This window comes from Pseudomonas abietaniphila, from assembly GCF_039697315.1.
GTDB lineage: Bacteria > Pseudomonadota > Gammaproteobacteria > Pseudomonadales > Pseudomonadaceae > Aquipseudomonas > Aquipseudomonas abietaniphila_B.
Genome location: NZ_CP155619.1, coordinates 1329439 through 1353165 on the forward strand (window position 1 = coordinate 1329439; position 23727 = coordinate 1353165).

17 protein-coding genes and 4 tRNA genes are annotated in these 23727 nt (G+C 59.6%); 8 read left to right on the forward strand and 13 right to left on the reverse strand.

The genetic code is table 11. The features are described 5' to 3' along the window. Window positions 1–12: 12 nt before the first annotated feature. Window positions 13–972, reverse strand: a complete 960-nt coding sequence (locus ABDX87_RS05875) for an ABC transporter substrate-binding protein (RefSeq protein ID WP_431061312.1) — start codon at window positions 970–972, stop codon at window positions 13–15. A 381-nt stretch (window positions 973–1353) separates the two neighbouring features. Here ABDX87_RS05875 and ABDX87_RS05880 point away from each other — a divergent pair, with 381 nt between their 5' ends. After that, window positions 1354–5448, forward strand: a complete 4095-nt coding sequence (locus tag ABDX87_RS05880) for a DEAD/DEAH box helicase (RefSeq protein WP_346832027.1) — start codon at window positions 1354–1356, stop codon at window positions 5446–5448. A gap of 125 nt (window positions 5449–5573) precedes the next feature. Here ABDX87_RS05880 and ABDX87_RS05885 read toward each other — a convergent pair. The 4 genes from ABDX87_RS05885 to ABDX87_RS05900 form a co-directional block, all read right to left on the reverse strand. Next, window positions 5574–5649: transfer RNA gene (locus ABDX87_RS05885), tRNA-Gly, on the reverse strand. A gap of 4 nt (window positions 5650–5653) precedes the next feature. Further along, window positions 5654–5729, reverse strand: a tRNA-Glu gene (locus ABDX87_RS05890). Between the two features lie 102 nt (window positions 5730–5831). After that, a tRNA-Gly gene (locus ABDX87_RS05895) sits at window positions 5832–5907 on the reverse strand. A 2-nt stretch (window positions 5908–5909) separates the two neighbouring features. Continuing rightward, window positions 5910–5985: transfer RNA gene (locus tag ABDX87_RS05900), tRNA-Glu, on the reverse strand. 263 nt (window positions 5986–6248) lie between these two features. Between ABDX87_RS05900 and ABDX87_RS05905 the strand changes: the two genes are divergently transcribed. Further along, window positions 6249–7022, forward strand: a complete 774-nt coding sequence (locus ABDX87_RS05905) for a hypothetical protein (RefSeq protein WP_346832028.1) — start codon at window positions 6249–6251, stop codon at window positions 7020–7022. 52 nt (window positions 7023–7074) lie between these two features. On the opposite strand, the gene ABDX87_RS05910 is transcribed toward ABDX87_RS05905, so the two are convergent. After that, window positions 7075–7557 carry a GAF domain-containing protein gene (locus ABDX87_RS05910; RefSeq protein ID WP_346832029.1) on the reverse strand — a complete coding sequence of 161 codons (483 nt, stop codon included), beginning with the start codon at window positions 7555–7557 and terminating at the stop codon, window positions 7075–7077. Further along, window positions 7554–8447: an ATP-binding protein gene (locus ABDX87_RS05915; protein WP_346832030.1), complete on the reverse strand. Its 894-nt coding sequence runs from the start codon at window positions 8445–8447 to the stop codon at window positions 7554–7556. Before ABDX87_RS05915 ends, ABDX87_RS05910 begins: the two co-directional genes overlap by 4 nt. Window positions 8448–8548: 101 nt before the next feature. Here ABDX87_RS05915 and ABDX87_RS05920 point away from each other — a divergent pair, with 101 nt between their 5' ends. Next, on the forward strand, window positions 8549–10885 hold the full coding sequence (locus ABDX87_RS05920; RefSeq protein WP_346832031.1) for a hybrid sensor histidine kinase/response regulator: 2337 nt from the start codon (window positions 8549–8551) through the stop codon (window positions 10883–10885). 41 nt (window positions 10886–10926) lie between these two features. Here the strand turns inward: ABDX87_RS05920 and ABDX87_RS05925 are convergent, their stop codons facing one another. Together ABDX87_RS05925 and msrB are read right to left on the reverse strand one after the other, a co-directional pair. Further along, window positions 10927–11412: a glutathione peroxidase gene (locus tag ABDX87_RS05925; RefSeq protein WP_346832032.1), complete on the reverse strand. Its 486-nt coding sequence runs from the start codon at window positions 11410–11412 to the stop codon at window positions 10927–10929. Between the two features lie 118 nt (window positions 11413–11530). After that, window positions 11531–11929 (reverse strand): peptide-methionine (R)-S-oxide reductase MsrB, encoded by a 399-nt coding sequence (gene msrB, locus ABDX87_RS05930; protein WP_346832033.1) that lies wholly within the window; start codon window positions 11927–11929, stop codon window positions 11531–11533. A gap of 192 nt (window positions 11930–12121) precedes the next feature. Here msrB and ABDX87_RS05935 point away from each other — a divergent pair, with 192 nt between their 5' ends. Next, window positions 12122–13333: a pyridoxal phosphate-dependent aminotransferase gene (locus tag ABDX87_RS05935; protein WP_074757687.1), complete on the forward strand. Its 1212-nt coding sequence runs from the start codon at window positions 12122–12124 to the stop codon at window positions 13331–13333. Between the two features lie 284 nt (window positions 13334–13617). Beyond that, window positions 13618–14505 (forward strand): protease HtpX, encoded by an 888-nt coding sequence (gene htpX / locus ABDX87_RS05940; RefSeq protein ID WP_062380349.1) that lies wholly within the window; start codon window positions 13618–13620, stop codon window positions 14503–14505. A 56-nt stretch (window positions 14506–14561) separates the two neighbouring features. Here htpX and ABDX87_RS05945 read toward each other — a convergent pair whose 3' ends face one another. Next, window positions 14562–15218 (reverse strand): thiopurine S-methyltransferase, encoded by a 657-nt coding sequence (locus ABDX87_RS05945; RefSeq protein ID WP_346832034.1) that lies wholly within the window; start codon window positions 15216–15218, stop codon window positions 14562–14564. A 105-nt stretch (window positions 15219–15323) separates the two neighbouring features. Here ABDX87_RS05945 and ABDX87_RS05950 point away from each other — a divergent pair, with 105 nt between their 5' ends. Next, the gene (locus ABDX87_RS05950; RefSeq protein ID WP_346832035.1) at window positions 15324–16091 is read left to right on the forward strand and encodes a DODA-type extradiol aromatic ring-opening family dioxygenase; all 768 of its coding nucleotides are present in this window, start codon (window positions 15324–15326) and stop codon (window positions 16089–16091) included. 613 nt (window positions 16092–16704) lie between these two features. On the opposite strand, the gene ABDX87_RS05955 is transcribed toward ABDX87_RS05950, so the two are convergent. Together ABDX87_RS05955 and ABDX87_RS05960 are read right to left on the reverse strand one after the other, a co-directional pair. After that, window positions 16705–18059 (reverse strand): IS3 family transposase gene (locus ABDX87_RS05955; RefSeq protein WP_346832036.1). Its coding sequence is split into 2 segments (ribosomal slippage): window positions 16705–17600 and window positions 17600–18059, totalling 1356 coding nucleotides; the frame shifts between segments, so codons are not numbered across the junction. 253 nt (window positions 18060–18312) lie between these two features. Next, complete coding sequence (locus ABDX87_RS05960) at window positions 18313–19989, reverse strand: DEAD/DEAH box helicase (RefSeq protein ID WP_346832038.1); 1677 nt, start codon at window positions 19987–19989, stop codon at window positions 18313–18315. A gap of 416 nt (window positions 19990–20405) precedes the next feature. Here ABDX87_RS05960 and ABDX87_RS05965 point away from each other — a divergent pair, with 416 nt between their 5' ends. Next, a complete protein-coding gene (locus ABDX87_RS05965; RefSeq protein WP_346832039.1) occupies window positions 20406–21197 on the forward strand; it encodes a crotonase/enoyl-CoA hydratase family protein in 792 nt (263 codons plus the stop codon). Here ABDX87_RS05965 and ABDX87_RS05970 read toward each other — a convergent pair whose 3' ends face one another. Next, window positions 21198–21953, reverse strand: coding sequence for a spermidine synthase (locus tag ABDX87_RS05970; RefSeq protein WP_346832040.1), 756 nt, complete (start codon window positions 21951–21953; stop codon window positions 21198–21200). A gap of 270 nt (window positions 21954–22223) precedes the next feature. On the opposite strand from ABDX87_RS05970, the gene ABDX87_RS05975 reads away from it, so the two are divergent. Further along, complete coding sequence (locus ABDX87_RS05975) at window positions 22224–23570, forward strand: class II 3-deoxy-7-phosphoheptulonate synthase (protein ID WP_346832041.1); 1347 nt, start codon at window positions 22224–22226, stop codon at window positions 23568–23570. Window positions 23571–23727: the final 157 nt, after the last annotated feature.

Below are 23727 nucleotides of genomic sequence, written 5' to 3' on the forward strand. Positions count from 1 at the left end.
GACGTCGCAGCATCAACGCTGTGCCTGCGCTGCCCGCTTGTCTTCAGCGCCCAGCACCGCGCTGAACGAGTCGTCGAATACAGTGGCAGCCGGATAGGATTTAGTCAGCCCCTCCTTGTTGAAAAAATCGATGGTCTGTTGCGCCTGGGTAATGGCCTCAGGGGAAATGGGCTGCACGACCGTGGCAGAGCGTTCGAACCAGCCCCGCGCCACGTCGGCATCGGCCTTGCTCAACGCCGCCCAGGCGGTCGCGTACGCATCGGTATTCTGCTTGTTGGCCACCGACCAGGCGCGCGCCTTCTGCAGCCGCTGGATGAAATCCGTGATCTGCGCCCGTTTGTCCCTTATCGATTTATCGTTGGCGACGATGAAGCTCTGCGCCGGAATCAGCGTCTTCGCCGTGAGCAGCACCCGCGCACCCTGCCGCTCTTGCTGAATCACGTAGGGGTCCCACGTCGCGATGGCGTCCACCGAGCCGCCATCGAGTGCGTGTGACGCATCAAGCGCGGTGAGGTATCGGTACTCCACGGCGTCACGCGGCACACCCGCCTGGTCCAGCGCAGTCAGCATCAATTGCTGACTCCAGGAACCCTTCCAGATAGCCACGCGCTTGCCCTTGAGGTCAGCGACCGAGGTGATCGCCGAATCCTTGCCCACGACAATGGCCACGCCATCCAGCTTCTGCCGAGAGAGGCCAATCACCTTGATCGGCGCGCCCAAAGCACCCAGGAACAGCACAGGAGCGTCCCCCAGCAATCCCACATCAAGGGCACCCACGTTCAATGCCTCGGCCACCGGCGAGCCGGCAGTGAACTGTTTCCACTCCAGGGTATAAGGCAGATCGTTCAGCACGCCAGCCGCCTCCATCACCGTACGGGCACCGTAACTCTGATCGCCGACGGTCAGGTCAGCGGCATGGGCGCAAACCAGGAAAGAGGAGCAGAAAAACGCCGACAGGGTATTGCGTAACAGACGGGATTTGATCGACACGTGCGGTCTCCACACAGGTTCCGGCGGAACCGGTTCATTGATGAGTCCGGTCCGCCTGTGCGGTCGCCGATAAGGGATCGGCCGAAGACTACGGCGCGAAGGAATAGAACTCTATCACCTGAAAAACCATCAGCTAAATTCATTATTGTTATAAGCAAATATGCGTAACTTACAGCACGCGCCCTTGTAAAGGCGCACACATGGTCATCACAGCACGCTTGGCCTGTGCACCCATGCACCCCCTTAAGCTCGACCCGCGCCGGGAGGAAGTTCGACAAGTGCCGCCGTCTCGTGAAAAATGCGAGCTTTGCCTGAGGATGAGCCATCGCCTCCCGGGCGACCGCGTGTCCAATGAGGTCAAGAATGCTGTTCAGCGAACCCCAAACCCCTGATCACCTGCCCGATAACTGCATGAGGGTCTTGTTTGGATTAGTGACCTCGTTTCCCGGCAAGGGTAAGACGTCACTGCTCAAACTCCTGCGGCCGATGGGCGTTCAGGACTTCCATCACACGCTGGTGGATGCGCCTGCGCTGGCCGAGATGCTGGAGTGGCTGCAGCACGAAGAATGGGTCGTGCTGGTCCAGCAACCTGAGGGGCAATACTTCAGCGTCGCACCCGCACGCCGCAACCGCGTGTTGCTGGAGCTGTTGAACGCGCCGGACCGTGAACACTGGCTGGGCGAGATCATCTCCGGATTGCCTCAGCTCAGTGCCTGGCAGACGCCCACTCGACCACGCATATTGCAAGACCTCTGGCTCAGCCTGCTCATCGGCGATACGGGCACAATGGCGGAATCGATGCGACTGGCCACGTACGCTTTTGTCCATCCCAATAACGCCACTCCGCACCCCATGCACATGCTGCAGGGCGACAAGGAGGGCCTGGAGGTTTTCGCCCGACTCGATGACGCAACGCGAGCGGTGTTGCTGGAAGACCACCTCAATCTGCTCAACACACGCCTGGGTCCTGCCGGTCACACTTACGAACTGGCCCTGCGTGAGATGGAGGTCCAGCCTTCGCCGTCGCTGGCCATGGAGCTTTCGCTTCAGGCACTGTGGCGCGGCGACTGGGAGACACTCGAGTACCTGGGCGCGGACGAGCTGGAGCTGGTGCACCCGACCATCAACTTGATGATCCGAGGTCAGGTGACCGAGACACTGCTGCTCATGCGCAACTGGCTCACCGAAATGCGCAGGGTCCTCAAGAAACGCAAGATCGATCTGCCGCCCCTGCTCAACGCGTTTTATTGCCTGGCACTGTTCGCCGAGAACGATCCGAAACAACATGCGCAGCTCAAGCAAGCCATCACCTTAGGAAAGAAAGAGAATTACGGCGCGGCCTATGACGTTTTTGAATATCTGCTGGAACAGTTAAAAGGCGAAAAGTCGTCCATGTCGTCGTCGCATCTGCCTTCCACGTTGAATGGCCTGGATGGCCTGGTGGTGGCCCTCGCGCTGTATTGGCTGGACGCCCCCCAGGCGCGCAAGGACCAATGGCACACGACCCTGGAAGATTATCGCGATCAACTCGACCGGGAAGGCTATGCCTGGCTGGCAGCAGAGTTCGACGCGCTGATCGCCGTGCAATTCGGATCGCCCCGGCAATTCACCGATGTTCACCTGAGCGCCGATCTTCAGCCACTGGTGTCACTGCTCCACCGCCAGGAAGCCTGGCAGCACGCACTCAATGCCCTGAGTCAGCTGCGGCCCGGCAAGGTGACTGCGACCGCCACTGTTGAAGAAAAACCCACCCGTCTGGCCTGGATGATTACGTTCAGCACCTATCACGTACAGGTCGAGCCACGGGAGCAGAAGCGTAATGCCAAGGGCCAGTGGAGCAAGGGTCGCACCGTCGCGTTGAAGCGCCTGATGGACGACAGCGCCGTCATGGATTTCCTGTGCGAACAGGACCGCCAGGCCATCAGCGCAATTGTGGTCAGCCATTACCATTACAGCAGCGTTGATTACGAACTGCCCGCCGGCCTGGCCTTGCCCCGGTTGGTCGGTCACCCCGCGCTGTACTGGCAAGACGCGCCTGATGTGCGGATTGACCTGCAAGCAGGCCAGGCTTCACTGAACCTTCAGTCCCGTGGCGGACAGATTCATCTGAAGCTTGAGCCCCAGGGCATTGTCGGCGCAGAGGACGTCTACCTGCACAAAGAAACCCCGACCCGCCTTCTGGTGTATCCGATCAGCCGTGAATTGCGCAAAATCGCCGAGATCGTCGGCAAAGGCCTGAACGTGCCTACCGAGGCTAAGGCGCAACTGATTGAAGCCGTCAGCGCAATCGCCCCGCTGTTGCCGATTCACTCGGACATCCCGGAGCTCACCGGGCACCTCGATCAGGAACCCGCCGACACCCGCCTCTACGCCCACTTGCTGCCTCTGGCCGAAGGCGTACGTTTGCAACTGTTGGTGCGTCCACTGGCGGACGGCAGTTGGTTCCGCCCCGGCCAGGGCGCAGAAAATCTGTTAGGCGATCGGGATGGCAAGCCACTGCAGGTCATCAGGGATCTGGACGCTGAACGACAGGCCCTGCAGCAGGTGCTGCACGCGTGTCCGGGACTCGCCTATGCCGACACCGATGGCCAGGAATGGCAACTGGATCAACCTCAGCACGCCTTGCAACTGCTCAGCGAATTGCACGCGCTGGACGGCGAACAACTGCACTGCATCTGGCCCGAAGGCGAACGCATGCGCATCAAGGGCCGCTCCGGCCTGAGCCAGCTCAAACTGGGGCTTCGTCAACAGGGTGACTGGTTTGTCCTGCAAGGCAGCATTGCCCTGGACGACGGCCGCGTGCTCCAGCTCAAGCAGATACTGGAACTGCTCAAGGCCAGTCCCGGACGGTTCCTGAAACTCAACGAACATGACTGGCTGGCCTTGGATGACAGCCTGCGCAAGCGCCTCGACGAACTGGCTCACCTGGCTGACCGGGTCAACGATCAGGGACTGCGCCTCAGCATGCTGACGACCCCGCTGCTGGCCAGTCTGGCTCAGGAGGCCGGTGAGTTCGAAGCCGATGCGAGCTGGCAAACGCACCTCGACAGACTGGAATCCTTGCGCGACTACCTGCCCCAAGTGCCAGGCACCCTGCAGGCCGAATTGCGTGATTACCAGCACGATGGCTTCGTATGGCTGGCGCGTCTCGCACAATGGGGCGTGGGCGCCTGTCTGGCCGACGACATGGGTCTGGGCAAAACCGTGCAGACCCTGGCCCTGCTGCTGCAACGGGCAGGTTTGGGTCCGCAACTGGTCGTTGCGCCGACCTCCGTCACTCTGAACTGGCAAGCCGAAAGCGCCCGTTTCGCGCCCAGCTTGAAACTGCGGCTGTATCAGCAGCAGCGCAGTCTGGACGACCTTGGCCCCGGCGATCTGGTCGTCGTCAGTTATGGACTGCTGCAACAAGAGACCGCTGCCTTTACCGCGCAGCATTGGAGCAGCGTGGTGCTGGACGAAGCGCAAGCGATCAAGAACGCACAAACCAAGCGTTCTCAAACCGTCATGGCACTGGACGCCGATTTCCGCATGGTCGCCACCGGCACGCCGCTGGAAAACCACCTCGGCGAACTGTGGAACCTGTTCCGCTTCATCAACCCCGGCCTGCTGGGCAGCCAGGACAGTTTCGCCGGGCGCTTCGCAACGCCCATCGAACAGGGTGATGTCGCAGCACGACGAGCGCTCAAAGCACTCATCCAGCCATTTATTCTGCGTCGCCTGAAAAGCCAGGTGCTGGAAGAACTCCCGGCCCGCACCGAGATCACCTACAAAGTGCCGCTGTCGGACGAAGAAGCTCATCAGTACGAGGCTCTGCGTCAGCAAGCGGTCGACACGCTCTCGCGTATCGATCCGCAGGCGGTGAAATCCATGCAAGTGCTGGCGGAAATCACCCGTCTGCGGCGCTTCTGTTGCCACCCTTCTCTGGTCCTGCCGGGCTCGACGCTGCCAGGCAGCAAGTTGCAGGCCTTCAAGGAGATAGTCGAGGAGCTGCTGGAGAACCGTCACAAGGCGCTGGTGTTCAGCCAGTTCGTGGATCACTTGAGCATCGTGCGCGCCTGGCTCGACGAGCAGGGTATTGCCTATCAATACCTGGACGGCGCGACCCCGGCCAAGGAACGCCAGAAACGCGTCGAAGCCTTCCAGGCGGGCGTGGGTGAAATCTTTCTGATCAGTCTCAAAGCGGGTGGCAGCGGTCTCAACCTGACGGCGGCGGATTACGTGATTCACCTCGACCCTTGGTGGAACCCGGCCGTGGAAGATCAAGCCAGCGACCGCGCCCATCGCATGGGCCAGCAAAGGCCAGTGACGATCTATCGATTGGTGACCGAAAACAGCATCGAAGAACAGATCGTCGCCCTGCACGGGCGCAAACGCGATCTGGCGGACAGCCTGCTGGACGGTGGCGAGATCAGCGCGAAACTGGACGCCGATGCGCTGTTGAAGCTGCTTAAAGGCTGAATGCCATGGTGTGGGCCTGATGCGGTTGTCAGGCTCACATCGACCCCGCACGCTCGGGGCTGATGCAGAAGATAAAACGCGCACAAACAAAAACGCCGCTCTGGTGAGCGGCGTTTTTGTGAATTTGGAGCGGGAAACGAGACTCGAACTCGCGACCCCGACCTTGGCAAGGTCGTGCTCTACCAACTGAGCTATTCCCGCAATATGGCGTCCCCTAGGGGACTCGAACCCCTGTTACCGCCGTGAAAGGGCGGTGTCCTAGGCCACTAGACGAAGGGGACACTGCCTGAAACACCATGGTGTTGTGTTTCAGTTCCAGAAATCCATCCGAAGATGCTTCCTGGTTTCACTCAGCCTCGCTCAAGAGCGAAACTGCTTAAAATTGGAGCGGGAAACGAGACTCGAACTCGCGACCCCGACCTTGGCAAGGTCGTGCTCTACCAACTGAGCTATTCCCGCAATGGCGTCCCCTAGGGGACTCGAACCCCTGTTACCGCCGTGAAAGGGCGGTGTCCTAGGCCACTAGACGAAGGGGACACGCTACAACATTCACTCCCTGCCGCGCTTCGCTGTGTGCTTTACGCTGCAAGTGGCGCGCATTCTATGGATGGTTGGAGGGGTCGTCAACCCCCCAATGAAAATTTATTCAAATCAATGACTTCGCCCTCTATTTCGGTAATGGACGGCCGATACAGAGTTGTCAGTGGTCACTGCATTAATAAGCAGCTGACCATTACCCTTTCCGCGATAGTGCTTAGCCACTACACTCGGCGCAAATAACCTGACGTGAGGCTAGTACGGTGACACCACTCTTTATCACCCTGTTGGTTGTAGCAGGCATCGTACTCCTGATTGCTGTTGGCTATCTGAATCACGTAGCCGAAAACAAGAAGGTTGAACGCGCCCGCACACTGGTTGAGCTCAACGACCGCCTGCGTCGTTGCAGCGAACTGTCTGAAACCTTCCCCGGCCAATTGATGAGCCCGGCACTCAAGCTGTTGCTGGTGCGCCTGGAGCTGAACGTGGTCAAGCGCCTGATTGCTCTGGAAAGAAGAAACAACCCAGGCATTCAGGAACGCGAAACCGAGCTCGAAGCACTGGTTGCCCAAGGCGACGCCATCAAGGTGACCAACCCGGTCAGTCCGATTCAGACCGAAGCCAAAGCCAAGGACGTGCGCTTTCTTCTGGAAGCCATGCATGGTCAGGTCACACGCGCGGCCCATGACGGTGCCTTGCAGACCGCCGAAGCCAAGCACTGGATTCGTGAGATTCGCAACATGCTGGTCCTGCTGCATATCGAGTTCTTCAATAACCTGGGGCTGCAAGCCTTGAACCAGGAGCAGCCTGGCCAGGCGCGTCTTGCGTTTGAACGGGGCGTGCAATACCTGAAGAATCAGGCAGAACCTGCGCCGTGGAAAAACCACTTGCAGGCGATGGAGCGGCAACTGGCACGAGCCAACGCCATGGTGCTGGACAACATTGCACCGACCGAAGACGACCACAACGAACTCACCGAAGGCCTGAAAGCCGACGACGCCGATGCCGAATGGAAAAAGAAGGCGATCTACGACTGACGGTTCTGTGACTGTGGAGCGAAGCCTTCGCTCCACAGCCCAAAAACGCTCCTCAGCAGTCAGTGGCCTTGAGGAAAATCGCCGCCAACTGCTCGATACCCGCCTGATCCGCCTCGCTGAAACGCGCCAGACTCGGACTGTCCAGGTCCAGTACGCCAATCAACCGCCCTTCCTTGACCAACGGCACGACCAGCTCGCTGTTCGACGCGCTGTCGCAGGCGATGTGCCCCGGAAATTCGTGCACGTCCAGCACGCGTTGCGTCTCACGGCTTTGCGCCGCAGTACCACACACGCCCTTGCCGAATGGAATCCGTACACAGGCAATTTGCCCCTGGAACGGACCCAGCACCAGTTCCTCATCACGATTGAGGTAAAAGCCGGCCCAGTTCAAGTCATCGAGCTGGGTATAAAGGAAGGCGGAAAACTGCGCGGCATTGGCGATGAAGTCGCGCTCGTCCGCCAGCAGGGATTCCAGTTGCGCAGCCAACAGGCGATAGCCGTCGAGCCCCTCGCCCGCTGCATTCAAATCGATCATGGATGTTGCTCCAGCATTTTCAAACCAACCCAATAACGGGCGAACTGATACGCACAGCGGCCGTTACGGTTACCGCGCCCGGTCGCCCAACGCACGGCCAGGATGTCGAGCGCCTGGTCGCGCTGCCATTTCAGGCCGGCCTTGGCGGCCAGTTCGCCGACCCAGTGTTCCACCACGTCAAGAAAGTGTTCCTGCGTGAAGGGATAGAAGGACAGCCACAAACCGAAGCGGTCAGACAGGGCAATCTTGTCCTCCACCGCTTCGCTTGGGTGAATCTCGCCATCGTCGCCGCGCTGCCAGTGCGCATTGTCGCTTTCCTTTTCCGGCACCAGATGGCGACGGTTGGACGTGGCGTACAGCAAAACGTTGTCCGGCGCCTGCTCCAGCGATCCATCGAGCACGCTCTTGAGCACGCGATAGTCGCCTTCACCGGAATCGAAGGACAGGTCGTCGCAGAACAGCACGAAGCGTTGCGGCAGCTTCTGCAATTGCTCGACAACCCTCGGCAGGTCGCCCAGGTGATCGCGCTCGATTTCAATCAAACGTAAACCCGCCTTGGCGTGCTCAGCAAGGAGCGCGCGCACCAGCGAGGATTTGCCCGTACCGCGCGATCCCCACAGCAACGCGTGGTTGGCGGGCAGACCGTCGATGAACTGCTGGGTGTTGCGCCCCAGCTGTTCGCGCTGATGATCGACGCCGATCAAGTCGGACAGGCGCATGTCCAAGGTCACTTCAAGCGGCATCAGATAACCGACGCGACCTTCACGCACCCAGCGCGCAGCCAGTGCCTTATCCCAGTCCACCGGCTCGCGCACGGCCGGCAACAGAGGCTCGAGGCGCGCCAGGACCGATTCGGCGCGTTCCAGAAATGCGTTCAACCGAGAATCCACAATGTCTCCTTGATTTAACTGGTTAAAGCCAGTGTGCGATCAGCTATGCTTGGCCGCGAAGGACGCATGACGTGCAAGTGCCCTCTGGATCAAATGCCCATATGGATATACCCGTCACACACCGATTGTCGTTCAAACAGGCCCGCTTGACGGTTCTGATCGGTTTCTTGTTGGGAACCCTGCTCAGCCTGGTCCAGATTGCGATCGATTATGCCAGCGAAGATGCCTCCATCGATCGTGAAATTCGCTCTTTGCTGCAAATCAGTCACAACCCCGCCTCCCGCATCGCCTACAACATCGACGCCGAACTCGCGCAAGAGCTGACCATGGGCCTGCTGCATTCGCCCGCCGTGGTCGGTGTACGCCTGATCGACAACAACGACGTGACCCTCGCTGCCGTGTCGCGCCCACCGGCGGAAAGCCCCTACCGCATGCTCAGCGATCGCCTGTTCGGTAAACACCGTCAGTTCGAAGACGTGCTGCATCTGGACCATATGCCAAATGAGGCGATCGGCACGCTGTACCTGGATGTCGACACCTTCGAATTCGGCAGCCACTTTTTGCAACGGGCGGAAATCACGCTGCTCAACGGCTTCGTTCGCAGCCTCCTGTTCGCGGCCATCCTGATGGGACTGTTTTACCTGACCCTGACCAAGCCGCTGACCGGCGTGATCCGGGCCCTGGCCGACCGGGATTCACGCAGCGCCAGGCAGGTCCCGCTGCCCTGCCCGCCCGGGCATGAAAACGACGAAATCGGTGTCCTGGTGCAGGTCGCCAACCAGCAGTTCGACAATGTCGCCTCTGAATTCGGCCGCCGGCTGGACGCCGAAAATCGCCTTACCGATCACCTGAACGAGCTTGAGGACATCGTTTCGGCGCGCACGCTGGAGCTCAAGTCCAGCAACGCACGGCTGAGCCAGTCCAACGAAGAGCTGCAGATCGCGCGCAGCACCGCGCTTGACATGGCCCATGCGCGCTCGGCGTTTCTGGCGAACATGAGCCATGAGATTCGCACGCCACTGAACGGCCTGCTGGGCATGCTGGCGTTGTCGCTGGATGGACCGCTCAGCGCTGAACAACGCCAACAACTGTCGATTGCCCATGACTCGGGCAAGGTGCTGGTCGAGTTGCTGAACGACATCCTCGACCTGTCGAAATTCGACGCAGGGCAGCTTGAGCTGGAGCGCATTCCCTTTGACCTCGCGACGCTGATCGAAGACACCGCCAACCTGCTGTCACAGAATGCCGCGCCGAGCGTCGAGCTCACCTGCCTGATCGATCCTCGCTTCCCGGCGTTGGTCCTCGGTGATCCGACACGGGTTCGCCAGATCGTCAGCAACCTGCTGTCGAACGCGCTCAAATTTACCCGCGAGGGTCGCGTTGACGTGCGGTTGAGTCAACATGAGGACAAGGTCCGCATCGAAGTCTGCGACACCGGTATCGGCATCGCACAGGACGCGCAGGCGAAAATCTTCCAGCCGTTCACCCAGGCCGAAGCAGCGATCACCCGTCAGTATGGCGGCACGGGCCTGGGTCTGACCTTGACCCACAACCTGTGCGACGCCATGAACGGTCAGTTGAATATCGAATCCACGGCGGGCGTCGGCAGCCGCTTTTACGCCGATCTGCCCCTCCCTGCACACACCCCGGCACCCATCTGGCCCGGGCTTAACGGGCGAGTGGTGGTGGTCAGCCCGGCGGACAGCGGCCTGGTTGAGATGTTGAGTCGACTGCTCCCGGACTGGGGCATCGAATACCGGCATTTCTCGGCCGTCGACCCACACCCGGACGTGCAACCGGATTTGCTGATCACCGACTGTCCCGAATGCCTGATCGGTATTCGTCCGGCCACAAAGATTCCCATTCTGCTGGTCACCGCGTATGGCAACTTCATGCCTGGCCAGCAAGTGGTGTCACTGGCGCCACTGCAGCAACAGGCACGGCCGTTGTCCCGCAGCGTTCTGCATCAGGCGCTCAAGCGTGTTCTGCTCGTGGACGAACAACAGGCCGGCGATCGGCTCGCCAGCGGTCTACCCGCGGCGCACCGTACGCGCATCCTGCTGGTGGAAGACAATCCGGTGAACCAGTTGGTGGCCAAAGGCATGCTGGGCAAGCTCGGTTGCGAGGTTGTCGTCAGCAGTCACGGGGGCGAGGCGTTGCAGCAGTTGGAACGCAGCCGTTTCGATCTGGTGCTGATGGATTGCAACATGCCGGTGATGGATGGCTATGAGGCTACGCGCCTGATACGCCAGAGCGGGAAGTGGCCTGACCTGCCGATCATCGCCCTGACCGCCAACGCGATGCCGGAAGAGCGCGAGCACTGCAAGAACGCGGGGATGAACGATTACCTTGCCAAACCGTTTCATCGCGAAGAACTGGTGAATCTGCTGGATCAGTGGATCACGGCGCCAACCCTCAAGCCGCACACTACAGGTTAAAGTGCGCGCAGTGACCTGCAGCTTGAGGCTTGTGACCGCTTCTATTTCAGCAACGCTTCGATGTCGGACTTCAGCTCTTCAGGCTTGGTCAACGGCGCGTAACGCTTGACCAGTTTGCCGTCTCTTCCGATCAGGAATTTGGTGAAGTTCCACTTGATGCGCTCAGACCCCAGCAGACCGGGCGCCTCTTTCTTCAACTGCACGAACAGCGGATGGGCATCGCCGCCGTTGACGTCGATCTTCTTGAACAACGGAAAGCTCACGCCGTAGTTCAACTCGCAGAACTCGGAAATCGCGCCCTCGTTGCCCGGCTCCTGCTTGCCGAACTGATTGCACGGGAAGCCCAACACCACCAGCCCCCGGTCCTTGTAGGTCTGCCACAGCTCCTCAAGGCCTTTGTACTGAGGCGTGAAACCGCATTTGCTTGCAGTGTTCACCACCAGCACCGCTTTGCCAGCGTAATCGGCAAGCGTCTTCTGCTCGCCCTTGATGGTCTGCACCGGAATGTTCAGCAACGTCTCGCTCATGGCGATGCCTCGAATAGGATCCAGCGGCCAAATTAGCGCGCCATTGGTTGGCGCGCTATTTAATTATCGACGGTGATACCGGGCCATACATTCCGGGCACGACAGTCCGGGCTTAGGGTCAGGCTTCGCGGGGCACCAGGTCCAGGCACACCGAGTTGATGCAATAACGCAGGCCTGTCGGCGGCGGACCGTCCGGGAATACATGCCCCAGATGCGCATCGCATTTGGCGCAAACCACTTCGGTACGGATCATGCCGTGGCTGACGTCCCGCACTTCCACCACTGCACTGCCCTCGATCGGCGCGTAAAAGCTCGGCCAGCCGCAGCCGGAATCGAACTTGGTGGTGGAGTCGAACAGCGCTTCGTTGCAGCAGATGCAATGGTAGACGCCGTCGGTCTTGGTGCTGTTGTACTTGCCACTGAAAGGCCGCTCGGTACCTTTCAGACGACAGACGTTGTATTGCTCTGGATCGAGCATCTGTTTCCATTCTTCGAGGGTTTTTTCCAGCTTTTCCACGGGTACACCTCCACAACTGAAAAAGCCCGATCTGCGTCTTTTCCACGGATCGGGTGGCACGTATGATTGCGCCTTCGTTAGACGCCAGTCTGTCACCCGCGTTTCTCGCATACAAACCCATTTTGATGGCGTTGTGCTCAGCGGTCCGCCTTCTTCGTCTGCAGCGGACCGCCATTTTCGGGATCAATCACCATGCAGTTCAGCAAATCGAACAAGCTCGCCAACGTCTGCTACGACATTCGCGGGCCCGTGCTCAAGCACGCCAAGCGCCTGGAAGAGGAAGGTCATCGCATCCTCAAGCTGAACATCGGCAACCCGGCGCCGTTTGGTTTCGAGGCGCCGGACGAAATCCTGCAGGACGTGATCCGCAACCTGCCGACCGCGCAAGGCTACAGCGACTCCAAAGGCCTGTTCAGCGCGCGCAAGGCGGTGATGCAGTATTACCAGCAAAAGCAGGTCGAAGGTGTCGGCATCGAAGACATCTACCTGGGCAACGGCGTCTCCGAGCTGATCGTGATGTCGATGCAGGCCTTGCTGAACAACGGCGACGAAGTGCTGGTTCCGGCACCTGACTATCCATTGTGGACAGCGGCCGTTGCCCTGTCCGGCGGCAACCCGGTGCATTACCTGTGCGACGAGCAAGCCAACTGGTGGCCCGATCTGGACGACATCAAGGCCAAGATCACGCCCAACACCAAGGCCATGGTGATCATCAACCCGAACAACCCGACCGGCGCCGTGTATTCGAAAGAGGTGCTGCTGGGCATGCTGGAAATCGCTCGCCAGCACAATCTGGTGGTGTTCTCCGATGAGATCTACGACAAGATCCTGTATGACGACGCCGTGCACATCTGCACCGCCTCGCTGGCGCCGGACCTGCTCTGCCTGACCTTCAACGGCTTGTCCAAATCCTATCGGGTCGCCGGTTTCCGTTCGGGCTGGATCGCGATTTCCGGCCCCAAGCACAATGCTCAGAGCTACATCGAAGGCATCGACATCCTGGCGAACATGCGCCTGTGCGCCAACGTGCCGAGCCAGCATGCCATCCAGACGGCGCTGGGCGGTTATCAGAGCATCAACGACCTGATCCTGCCGCCGGGCCGTCTGCTGGAACAGCGCAACCGCACCTGGGAACTGCTCAACGATATTCCCGGTGTCAGCTGCGTGAAGCCGATGGGCGCGCTGTACGCCTTCCCGCGCATCGACCCGAAGGTCTGCCCGATCCACAACGACGAAAAATTCGCGCTGGATCTGCTGCTCTCGGAAAAACTGCTGATCGTTCAGGGCACCGCGTTCAACTGGCCATGGCCGGACCATTTCCGTGTGGTGACACTGCCGCGTGTGGATGACCTGGAGCAGGCGATCGGCCGAATCGGCAATTTCCTGAAGTCGTACAAGCAGTAATGCTGCTCGTTTAGGAGCGCGCTTGCCCGCGATAGCGGTTTGTCTGTGAAGTATTGATCGCCTGACAAAGCGCAATCGCGGGCAAGCGCGCGCCTACAATCCATGTCGTCACAGTCGATCACGCAACAAACGCTTTACCTCCAGCCTCTCGCCAAGGGTCCATAATTGCCTTGGTGATGCCAAACGACACAGTTTGAAATAGTCGCCCGGTTGAATACGCACCGACATCACCTTATATACCCCGCAACACGTTACACATTCTTCACGAGGAGAAATTCCACACCATGATGCGCATCTTGCTGTTTTTGGCCACTAACCTTGCGGTCGTGCTGATTGCCAGCATCACCCTGAGCCTATTTGGCTTCAACGGGTTCATGGCGGCCAACGGGGTTGATCTCAACCTCAATCAGCTGCTGATCTTCTGCGCCGTATTTGGTTTCGCCGGCTCGCTGTTCTCGCTTTTCATCTCCAAGTGGATGGCGAAGATGAGCACCGGGACCCAGATCATTACCCAACCCCGCACCCGTCACGAACAGTGGCTGATGCAAACCGTAGAGCAACTGGCTCGCGAAGCGGGCATCAAGATGCCGGAAGTCGGGATCTTCCCGGCGTACGAGGCCAACGCCTTCGCCACGGGCTGGAACAAGAATGACGCGCTGGTCGCAGTCAGCCAGGGCTTGCTGGAACGCTTTTCCCCGGATGAAGTGAAAGCTGTGCTGGCCCACGAAATCGGCCACGTCGCCAACGGTGACATGGTCACGCTGGCGCTGGTGCAAGGCGTGGTGAACACCTTTGTGATGTTCTTCGCCCGGATCATCGGCAACTTCGTCGACAAAGTCATTTTCAAGAACGAAGAAGGCCAGGGCATCGCTTACTACATCGCGACCATCTTCGCCGAGATCGTACTGGGCTTCCTGGCCAGCGCCATCGTCATGTGGTTCTCGCGCAAGCGTGAATACCGTGCCGACGATGCCGGTGCCCGCCTGGCCGGTACGGGCGCGATGATCAGCGCCCTGCAGCGTCTGCGCTCGGAACAGGGCGTTCCGGTGCAAATGCCTGACAGCCTGACCGCGTTCGGCATCAACGGCGGCCTCAAGCACGGCCTTGCTGGCCTGTTCATGAGCCACCCGGCGCTGGAAGACCGCATTGAAGCACTGCGCCGTCGCGGTTGATTGACCTGCAATAACGAGAAAGGGCGACGCGAGTCGCCCTTTTCTTTTGCCTGAAACTAACGCCGGAACATCCGGTATGCCGACTCGATCAGCCGGCTGGCACCGGCATCCAGGAACTTGCGGCTTTTTTGCAGCACGTCCTCGTCGGCAATCAGCTTCACCCGCCACTCGGGTGACAGCAGTTGCATCACCTCGTCGTCTGGAACCGAGAACGGTGGGCCTTCGATCTCCGACTGCTCGTAATCCAGAGAAATCAGGAGGCCGCGACAATCGGCGGGCAGGATACGGTTGAGGTGCTCAACGTAGCGCCAGCGCATGTCAGGCGGCAGTGCGATCAAGGCGGCGCGGTCGTACAGCGCCGAACAATTGCCGATGTCTTTGGCTTTAAGCGCAAAGAAATCACCGCACCAGATCTCGCAAGCCCCATGGCTGTACACCTTGAACCTGCCCTTCTCTTCCAGCCCCGGCTCGACCCGGGCCTCGCTGAAAAAGTCCTGAACCGCCTTCTCGGAAAGCTCGACACCCACCACGTGAAGGCCTTGCTGGCTTAGCCAGTGCAGGTCGATGCTTTTGCCGCACAAGGGCACGAGCACTCGCTCGCCGGGTTTGAGGTTCAATTCCGGCCAGAACTTCTGAAGGTATGGATTCACCTCTGACTGATTGAACCCAATCTGATTGATCGCCCAGCGCTCATGCCAAAACTGCGGCTCCATAAATGCTCCTGATAATTCGATCAAACGGCACTAAAACTTATATTAGATTTAGATCAATGATCTGCCTGATCATGCGGCTTATCTTATACGCTCAGGAGGCCCGACATGTTCCCCAGCCTGTTCATTTCTCACGGCTCACCCATGCTCGCGCTGGAACCCGGCGAGAGCGGCCCGGCGTTGAAGCGTCTGGCGGCCGAACTGCCCCGGCCCAAGGCCATCGTCATCGTGTCGGCCCATTGGGAGAGCGACGAGTTACGGGTCAATGGTAATCCGCAGCCGGAAACCTGGCATGATTTCGGCGGATTCCCGGCCGCCCTGTTCGCCGTGCAATACCCAGCGCCCGGCCTTCCGACAATGACCCGCCACGTGATGGACCTGCTCGCTGCGGCGGATTTGCCCGCGCAGGTGGACACACGTCGCCCGTTTGACCATGGCGTCTGGGTGCCGCTGTCGCTGATGTACCCACAGGCCGACATCCCGATCGTTCAGGTGTCGCTGCCTTCTCGCATGGGCCCTGCGCTGCAAACACGCGTGGGTCAGGCATTAAACCGCCTGCGCGAGGAAGAGGTTCTGGTCATTGGTTCGGGCAGCATCACCCACAACCTGCGCGAACTGGACTGGCACGCCGGACCGGAGAGCGTTGAGCCGTGGGCACTGACGTTTCGGGACTGGATGGTCGAGAAACTGGCCACCAACGACGAAGAGGCGCTGCACGACTATCGCCGCCAGGCACCGAATGCCGTACGCAATCACCCGACAGACGAGCACCTGCTGCCGCTCTACTTCGCACGCGGCGCGGGCGGTGCATTCAGCATCGCGCACCAAGGCTTCACCATGGGCGCGTTGGGGATGGATATTTACAGGTTCGGATGAGCCGTCAACTTGCGCCGAGGCGATTACCATCTTTGGGGGATTCTGTGGTTCTCAAACCAATGATGTGGGTGCGTTTCTTGAGCGTCGTAAAGCCTGACAACATGCGCCACATTCTGGATGACGCAGAGCGTCATGGACTGTATTACCACGCGGAGCGTGGGAACCATCAGCTTGCTCGCGATGGGATTCTGCCAGTTTCCTCAAAGGTGAATGACACACCGTATTCGTCAGCAAGCTAACTCCCACAGGTTTTGTGTTCAGCCTGCCAGCGTTGTATAGAACCCAAAAAACCTGTGGGAGCGAGCAAGCTAACTCCTACAGTTTTTATGTTCATTCAACGATTGAGATGTTGAATCTCACAGCGCAAAGCGCGCTCTGGCTTTTGATCTTCATACCGCAGCAGGCCAGACACCACAAAACGCGACTTGGGTGCAGGCTGAACGTAGGCGGCGCGGAGTGGGTCGAGCGGCATGGATGCCGCGAGAGCGCTGCTAGGACATGGATGTCCGTTCAGCGCGGGCCCACGGAGCGTCGCCGGAGTGAGGGAACGACGACGAAGGAGTCGCCAAACCAGGAGCCAGGACATGAACTGCCTCCCGAAAGTTGGACAAAATTATTGACTCATTACCTGCTTTCGAAATTGCACCGGACTGAGGCCGTTGAGCGTCATGCTGATCCGCTCGTGGTTGTAGTAATGGATGTACTCGTCGAGCCCGGCCTCTAATTGCTCAACGGTGTCGAAGCGCTCAAGGTAAAAAAACTCGCTCTTCAGGGTACCGAAGAAGCGCTCCATCACAGCGTTGTCGTAGCAGTTCCCTTTGCGAGACATGCTTTGTTGAAGGCCTATTTGGGCCAGCCGATGCCGGTAGTTGAGCTGACGATACTGCCACCCTTGGTCCGAGTGCAGCAACGGAGTCTGTCCTGGACCCAGTCGTGCCACAGCTTTTTCCAGCATTTTTGACACCAGTTCAAACACCGGCCGCCTGCTGGTCTGGTAAGCCACGATCTCTCGGGTACAAAGATCCAGCACGGGCGACAGGTACAGCTTTTGCCCGTTGACCTTGAACTCGGTGACATCGGTTACCCATTTCTGGTCGGGAAGGTCGGCCTTGAATTGGCGCGCCAACCGATTAGGCGCCGTCTCGCCCTCAGGACCTTTGTAGGAGCGATATTTCTTGATCCTGACCAACGATTTGAGCCCCATCATCTGCATCAACCGCTGTACCGTCTTGTGATTGGCATGTTCGCCTATCTGTCCCAGGACCGCAGTGATACGGCGATAGCCGTAGCGTCCCTTGTGCTCTTCATAAATGCGTCGCACGTGAGCCTTGAGCCCGGCGTATTTATCGCGGGCAACTGCCTTGGCCTGATAGTAGAACGTGCTTCGGGCCAGGCCAGCAGCACGCAACAGCCATTGCATCGAATGCTCATGCCTCAACCCCTGGATTATTTGCGCTTTTTGGCTCGCGCTGCATTCTGCTCCCGGATCAAGGCATCGAGCTTTTTTAAGTAGGCATTCTCCGCTCGCAGGTAACCCAGCTCATCGAGCAGTTCCTGACGAGTACGCTCGTCATCGTCAGGGCAGGACTGTAGAGGTGTTTCAGGCGGTTTTTGAGGCATGGCAGGTTCTCTCTCGCGATGCGGTTTCAGCGCATTGATCCCTGCGGCATGGTACAGCCTCTTCCATTCCCCGATGCTGTTTTGCCCGCGGATGCCAAAGAGAATGGCGGCTTGCTGGTCCGACAATCCATCCTGATCAATGCGCCGTAAAACATTGAGTTTGAACTGGGCGTCATAGCGGCTGTATTGCTTGGCAAGGCCGGGCAGACCGTGTTGCTGATAGCTGCGCACCCAGCGCTGCAGGATGGAGTGACCGATACCATTTCTAACTGCAACCCTATTGGTGCTGTTGCCGGCCAGGCATTGTTTAACCAGCTTGAGCTTGAAGGCTGGATTGTACTTCGTCATGACTGTCCCCTCGGTTGGACTGGGTGTCCAACTTTTGGGGGTCAGTTCAGACACTTGGTTACTTGGTGTCTTTTCAAGTAACCCGCCGAAGGCGGAACAGTTTGGACGTTAGGACAAACCAAACCATCAGCGTCACCCGAAATAGTGGAAATGCACACCATACAAGCAAGCTCGCTCCCACATAAACCTTCAGACAAAAAAAATCCCCGAACCAGTCGGGGATTTTTTGTTCAGACGATCAGCTCAGCGCTAATCAGTCTTCGCGATAACGACGCAGTTTCAGCTGCTTGCCGGCAACGCGGGTGTCTTTCAGCTTGGCCAGCAGACGCTCGAGGCCATCTTCTGGCAGCTCGACGAGGCTGAAGCTGTCACGCACCTGGATGCGACCGATCGCTTCGCGAGCCAGACCACCTTCGTTGAGGATGGCGCCCAGCAGGTTTTTGGCAGCGATACCGTCACGCGCGCCCAGCGCGGTACGGCAACGTGCACGGCCTTCAGCCAGCGGCATTGGCGCACGACGTTCACGATCACCACGATCAGGACGGTCACCCGATGGGCGCTCAGCACGATCGCCACGCGGCGCGCTGTTCGGCACCAGTGGACGTTCTTTCTCGATGGCCGCCAGGGTCAGCGCCTGACCGTTGGTGGCCTTGCGCAGCAGCGCAGCAGCCAGTGCACGCGGGGTGCAACCGATGTCGGCGGTCAGACGGTCCAGCAGATCACCGTGGCTGGCTTCAGCGTCGGCAACCAGCGGCGCCAGGCTGTTGGTCAGCTTCTTGATGCGGGCATCGAGAACGGCTTGCGAGTCTGGCAGGCGAACTTCGGCAACTTTCTGACCGGTCACACGCTCGATCACTTGCAGCATGCGGCGCTCACGTGGAGTCACCAGCAGCAGCGCACGGCCTTCGCGACCGGCACGGCCAGTACGGCCGATACGGTGAACGTAGGATTCCGGGTCGTACGGCATGTCGACGTTGAACACGTGAGTGATGCGCGGAACGTCCAGACCACGGGCAGCCACGTCGGTCGCGACAACGATGTCCAGACGGCCATCTTTGAGCGAGTCGATGACGCGCTCACGCTGGTTCTGGGCGATGTCGCCGTTCAGCGCAGCGGCCTTGTAGCCTTTGGCTTCCAGGGCGCTGGCCAGATCCAGGGTGGCTTGCTTGGTGCGTACGAACATGATCAGGGCGTCGAAATCTTCGACTTCCAGCAGGCTCAGGACGGCAGAGGTCTTCTGGTCAGCGTGAACCAGCAGGTGAGCCTGCTCGATCGCGGTAACGGTCTGGGTCTTGGTCTGGATCTTGACGTGCTGCGGATCACGCAGATGGCGCTCGGCGATGGCACGGATCGACTGCGGCAAGGTGGCCGAGAACAAAACGGTCTGACGGGTTGCCGGCAGCGACTTGAAGATGACTTCCAGGTCGTCCATGAAGCCGAGTTTTAGCATTTCGTCGGCTTCGTCGAGAACCAGGTGGTTCACGGTCGCCAGGACTTTTTCGTCACGACGCAGGTGGTCGCACAGACGACCTGGGGTGGCGACGACAATTTGAGCGCCGTTACGGATAGCTTTCAACTGTGGGCCCATCGGCGCGCCGCCGTAGACAGCCACAACAGTCACGCCCGGCATCTGCTTGGCGTAGGTTTCGAAAGCGGTTGCTACTTGCAGCGCCAACTCACGGGTGGGCGCCAGAATCAGGGCTTGCGGTTCGCGCTTGGCAGGATCGATGCGATGCAGGATTGGCAGGGCGAATGCGGCAGTTTTACCTGTACCGGTCTGCGCCTGGCCGATCATGTCCTGGCCGGCCATGATGATCGGGATCGATTGCTGCTGAATGGCCGAAGGCTCTTCGTAGCCAGTCGCGGCGACGGCTGCAAGAATATTCGGATTAAGATTAAAAGCGGCGAAGCCGCAGGTTTCCTGGGTCATGGGTCTGCCTCTGAGTGCATCCGCAAAGACCCATGCTTCAAAGCTGCGCGTGCCGTGTAAGACCCTAGAGTCACCCTGGCTGCTTTGTCGGCGGGGATTTGCGAAAACGTATTGATGAATGGATCGTCAAGGATAGTTCGTTACCGAACCAGCTTGCGAAGATGGCTTCGCAAACCCATACCGTGACGAGGGCCCTATGAAAGGCCGGCGCGCACTATACCGGAATTGCTGAAAAAAGTGAGGATTTTTTTCAGAGAAAGAACACCTTGCGTCCAACTGTCACAGGCTTTGCGCAAACCTGTGTCAGTGTCTATTTTTCAAGAGCCCGGTATTACTGGCGGCGGGGGCTTAAACGATTCACCTCATCAGTCAGGCAGCCCACCCTCCACTTCTCCTCTGCACGCAGGAATTCGGACATGACCTCTTCGATCAAAGGCCACGTCAGCCGGGAACAGCGTGGCGCCATCATGCTTATCGGGCTGGACCGAGTCGCCAAGCGCAACGCCTTCGACATGGAAATGCTCAACCAGCTCAGCCTCGCCTATGGTGAGTTCGAGCGCAACGATCAGGCCCGGGTGGCGGTGGTGTTCGCCCACGGCGATCATTTCACCGGGGGACTGGATCTCGCCGAGGCAGGTCCCTCGCTCAGAGAAGGCTGGAAAGTGCCACCGGGAGGCTGCGATCCCTGGGGGTTGTTTGTCGGTCCCAGGGTCAGCAAGCCGGTGATCGTCGCTGCCCAAGGTTACTGCCTGACGCTGGGTATCGAACTGATGCTCGCCGCCGACATCAACCTGTGCGCCAGCAATTCGCGCTTCGCCCATCTGGAAGTCCAGCGCGGCATTTTCGCGTTCGGCGGTGCGACGCTGCGTCTGCATCAGATCGCCGGCTGGGGCAATGCCATGCGCTGGCTGTTGACCGGCGATGAATTCGACGCGCACGAGGCCTGCCGCATGGGGCTGGTGCAGGAAGTGATGGCACCCGAAGAACTGCTGCCTTCAGCTCTGCGGCTGGCCCAGCATATTGCCGATCGGGCCCCGCTGGGCATTCGCGCCACGCTGGAGTCGGCGCGCCAGGCGCTGCTCGAAGGCGAGGAAGCGGCGGCGCGAACCCTGCCGATGCTGGTCAAGCGGGTGATCGACAGCGACGACGCTAGAGAAGGCCTGAACGCTCTGCTGGAAGACCGTAGCCCGGTTTTCACCGGACATTGATCAGGTCGCCGGGCGCAGGGTCTTGATCAGCGGCAACAACGAGTAACCCAGTTGCGGCGCCAGACGTTCGGCGCGCTCGATCAGCGCATCCATGTCCAGGTTCTGTTCCAGATCGGCGGGCACGATGAGAATCACGTTGCCTTCCTTCACGGGCAGCTCCCAGTAATGGCGATGGTAAAGGCCACGCAAGAGCGCCGCGCCCAGCGGCTTGCCGTCGTCCGAGGCCCATTGGTTGATGATCAACCAGCCACCAGGGTGCAGGCGTTGCTGGCACTTTTCCAGAAAGCCCCACGCGAGATGCCCTACTGCCGGCCCAGTGTCGGTGTAGAGATCGACGAAAATCAGGTCGGCGCTTTCCGCCGTCGGCAGCAGCTCCAGAGCATCGCCGATGCGCACGTAAAGCCGGGGATCGTCTTCTAGGCCCATGTACTCCATCGCCAGACGGGGCACGTCCGGGCGCAGTTCAATGGCCTCGACGTCTTCCAGCGGCAGGAATTTCAGGCAAGCCTGGGTCAGCGTTCCTGCGCCGAGCCCCATGAACAGTGCGCTCTCCGGCGACTCATGGCACAACGCGCCGATCAGCATTGCACGGGTGTAATCGTACTCCAGCCACGCCGGATCGGCTGTGAACGTGCAGCTCTGCTCGATGGCATCGCCAAACTCCAGGAAGCGGTAATCGTCCACTTCCAGCACGCGAATCATGCCGAAGTCGTCATGAACTTCAGCCAGCACGCGCTCTACACGCTCCTCGGTCATTGCTGCTCTCTTGCCAAAAGTTTTGGGGATTAACCCTGTGGGAGCGAATTCATTCGCGATACGGTGGCCCAGCCAATACAGATGTGTAGGCTGAACGGCTGTCTCGCGAATGAATTCGCTCCCACAGATTCCAGACCGCCGCGCGCGCTGTTAAAGCGATCAGAGCGCGGGAAAGCGCGGATTGTCAGGCATGCAGCCCCGGCAGGTCACGCAAATTATCGGGATGAACTGCTACCATGGCCGTCCGATCGCATGGAATTCGAGTTCATCATGAGCCAACCCTGGAGCCCCGACAGCTGGCGGGCGCTGCCTATTCAGCAGCAACCTCAGTACCCCGACGCCGATCACGTGCTGCGTGTCGAGCAGACCCTGGCCAGTTACCCGCCGTTGGTGTTCGCCGGTGAAGCGCGCGAGCTGCGCCGACAGTTTGCCGAGGTCACCGAGGGTCGCGCGTTTCTGCTGCAAGGTGGCGACTGCGCCGAGAGCTTCTTCGAATTCTCCGCGGCGAAAATCCGCGACACCTTCAAGGTGTTGCTGCAAATGGCGATCGTCATGACCTTTGCGGCGGGCTGCCCGGTGGTCAAGGTCGGGCGCATGGCGGGCCAGTTCGCCAAACCGCGCTCTTCCAACGACGAAACCGTGGATGGCGTGACGCTGCCGGCCTATCGCGGCGACATCGTCAACGGCATCGGCTTCGATGAAAAAAGCCGCGTCCCGGACCCGGATCGCCTGTTGCAGGCCTATCACCAGTCCACCGCGACCCTGAACCTGTTGCGTGCGTTCGCCCAGGGCGGCTTTGCCGACCTGCATCAGGTGCATCAGTGGAACCTGGACTTTATCGCCAACTCGGCGCTGTCGGACAAGTACAGTCAGTTGGCCAACCGCATCGATGAAACCCTGGCCTTCATGCGCGCCTGTGGCATGGACACGTCGCCGCAATTGCGCGAAACCAGCTTCTTCACCGCGCACGAAGCACTGCTGCTGAATTACGAAGAAGCCTTCGTGCGTCGCGACAGCCTGACCAACGATTTCTACGACTGCTCGGCCCACATGCTGTGGATCGGCGACCGCACCCGTCAGCTGGACGGCGCGCACGTCGAGTTCCTGCGCGGCGTGAAGAACCCCATCGGGGTGAAAGTCGGCCCGAGCATGAACACCGACGATCTGATTCGCCTGATCGACATTCTCAATCCGGACAACGATCCCGGTCGCCTGAACCTGATTGCGCGAATGGGCGCCAACAAGGTCGGCGATCACCTGCCGGGGCTGATCCGTGCGGTCGAGCGCGAAGGCAAGAAGGTGCTGTGGAGTTCGGACCCGATGCACGGCAACACGATCAAGGCGAGCAGCGGCTACAAGACCCGTGACTTCGCGCAGATCCTGGGCGAGGTGAAGCAGTTCTTCCAGGTGCATCAGGCGGAGGGCACGTATGCCGGCGGGATTCACATCGAGATGACCGGGCAGAACGTCACCGAATGCATCGGTGGCGCGCGTCCGATTACCGAAGACGGCTTGTCGGACCGCTACCACACCCATTGCGATCCGCGGATGAACGCCGATCAGTCGCTGGAGTTGGCGTTTCTGATTGCCGAGACGTTGAAGCAGGTGCGCCGGTAACAACACTCAGCCCTGTAAAGCGCGTTTGGTATGAGCCGAGTTCGTACGATCTGCCGGGCACCGGCAGCAACGTTGCAAATGCGGTGTGACTGACACACCGCATTCAACCGGTTTACTGCCGCTTCGCGCCAGATCGCGGGACAAGCCACGCTCCTAC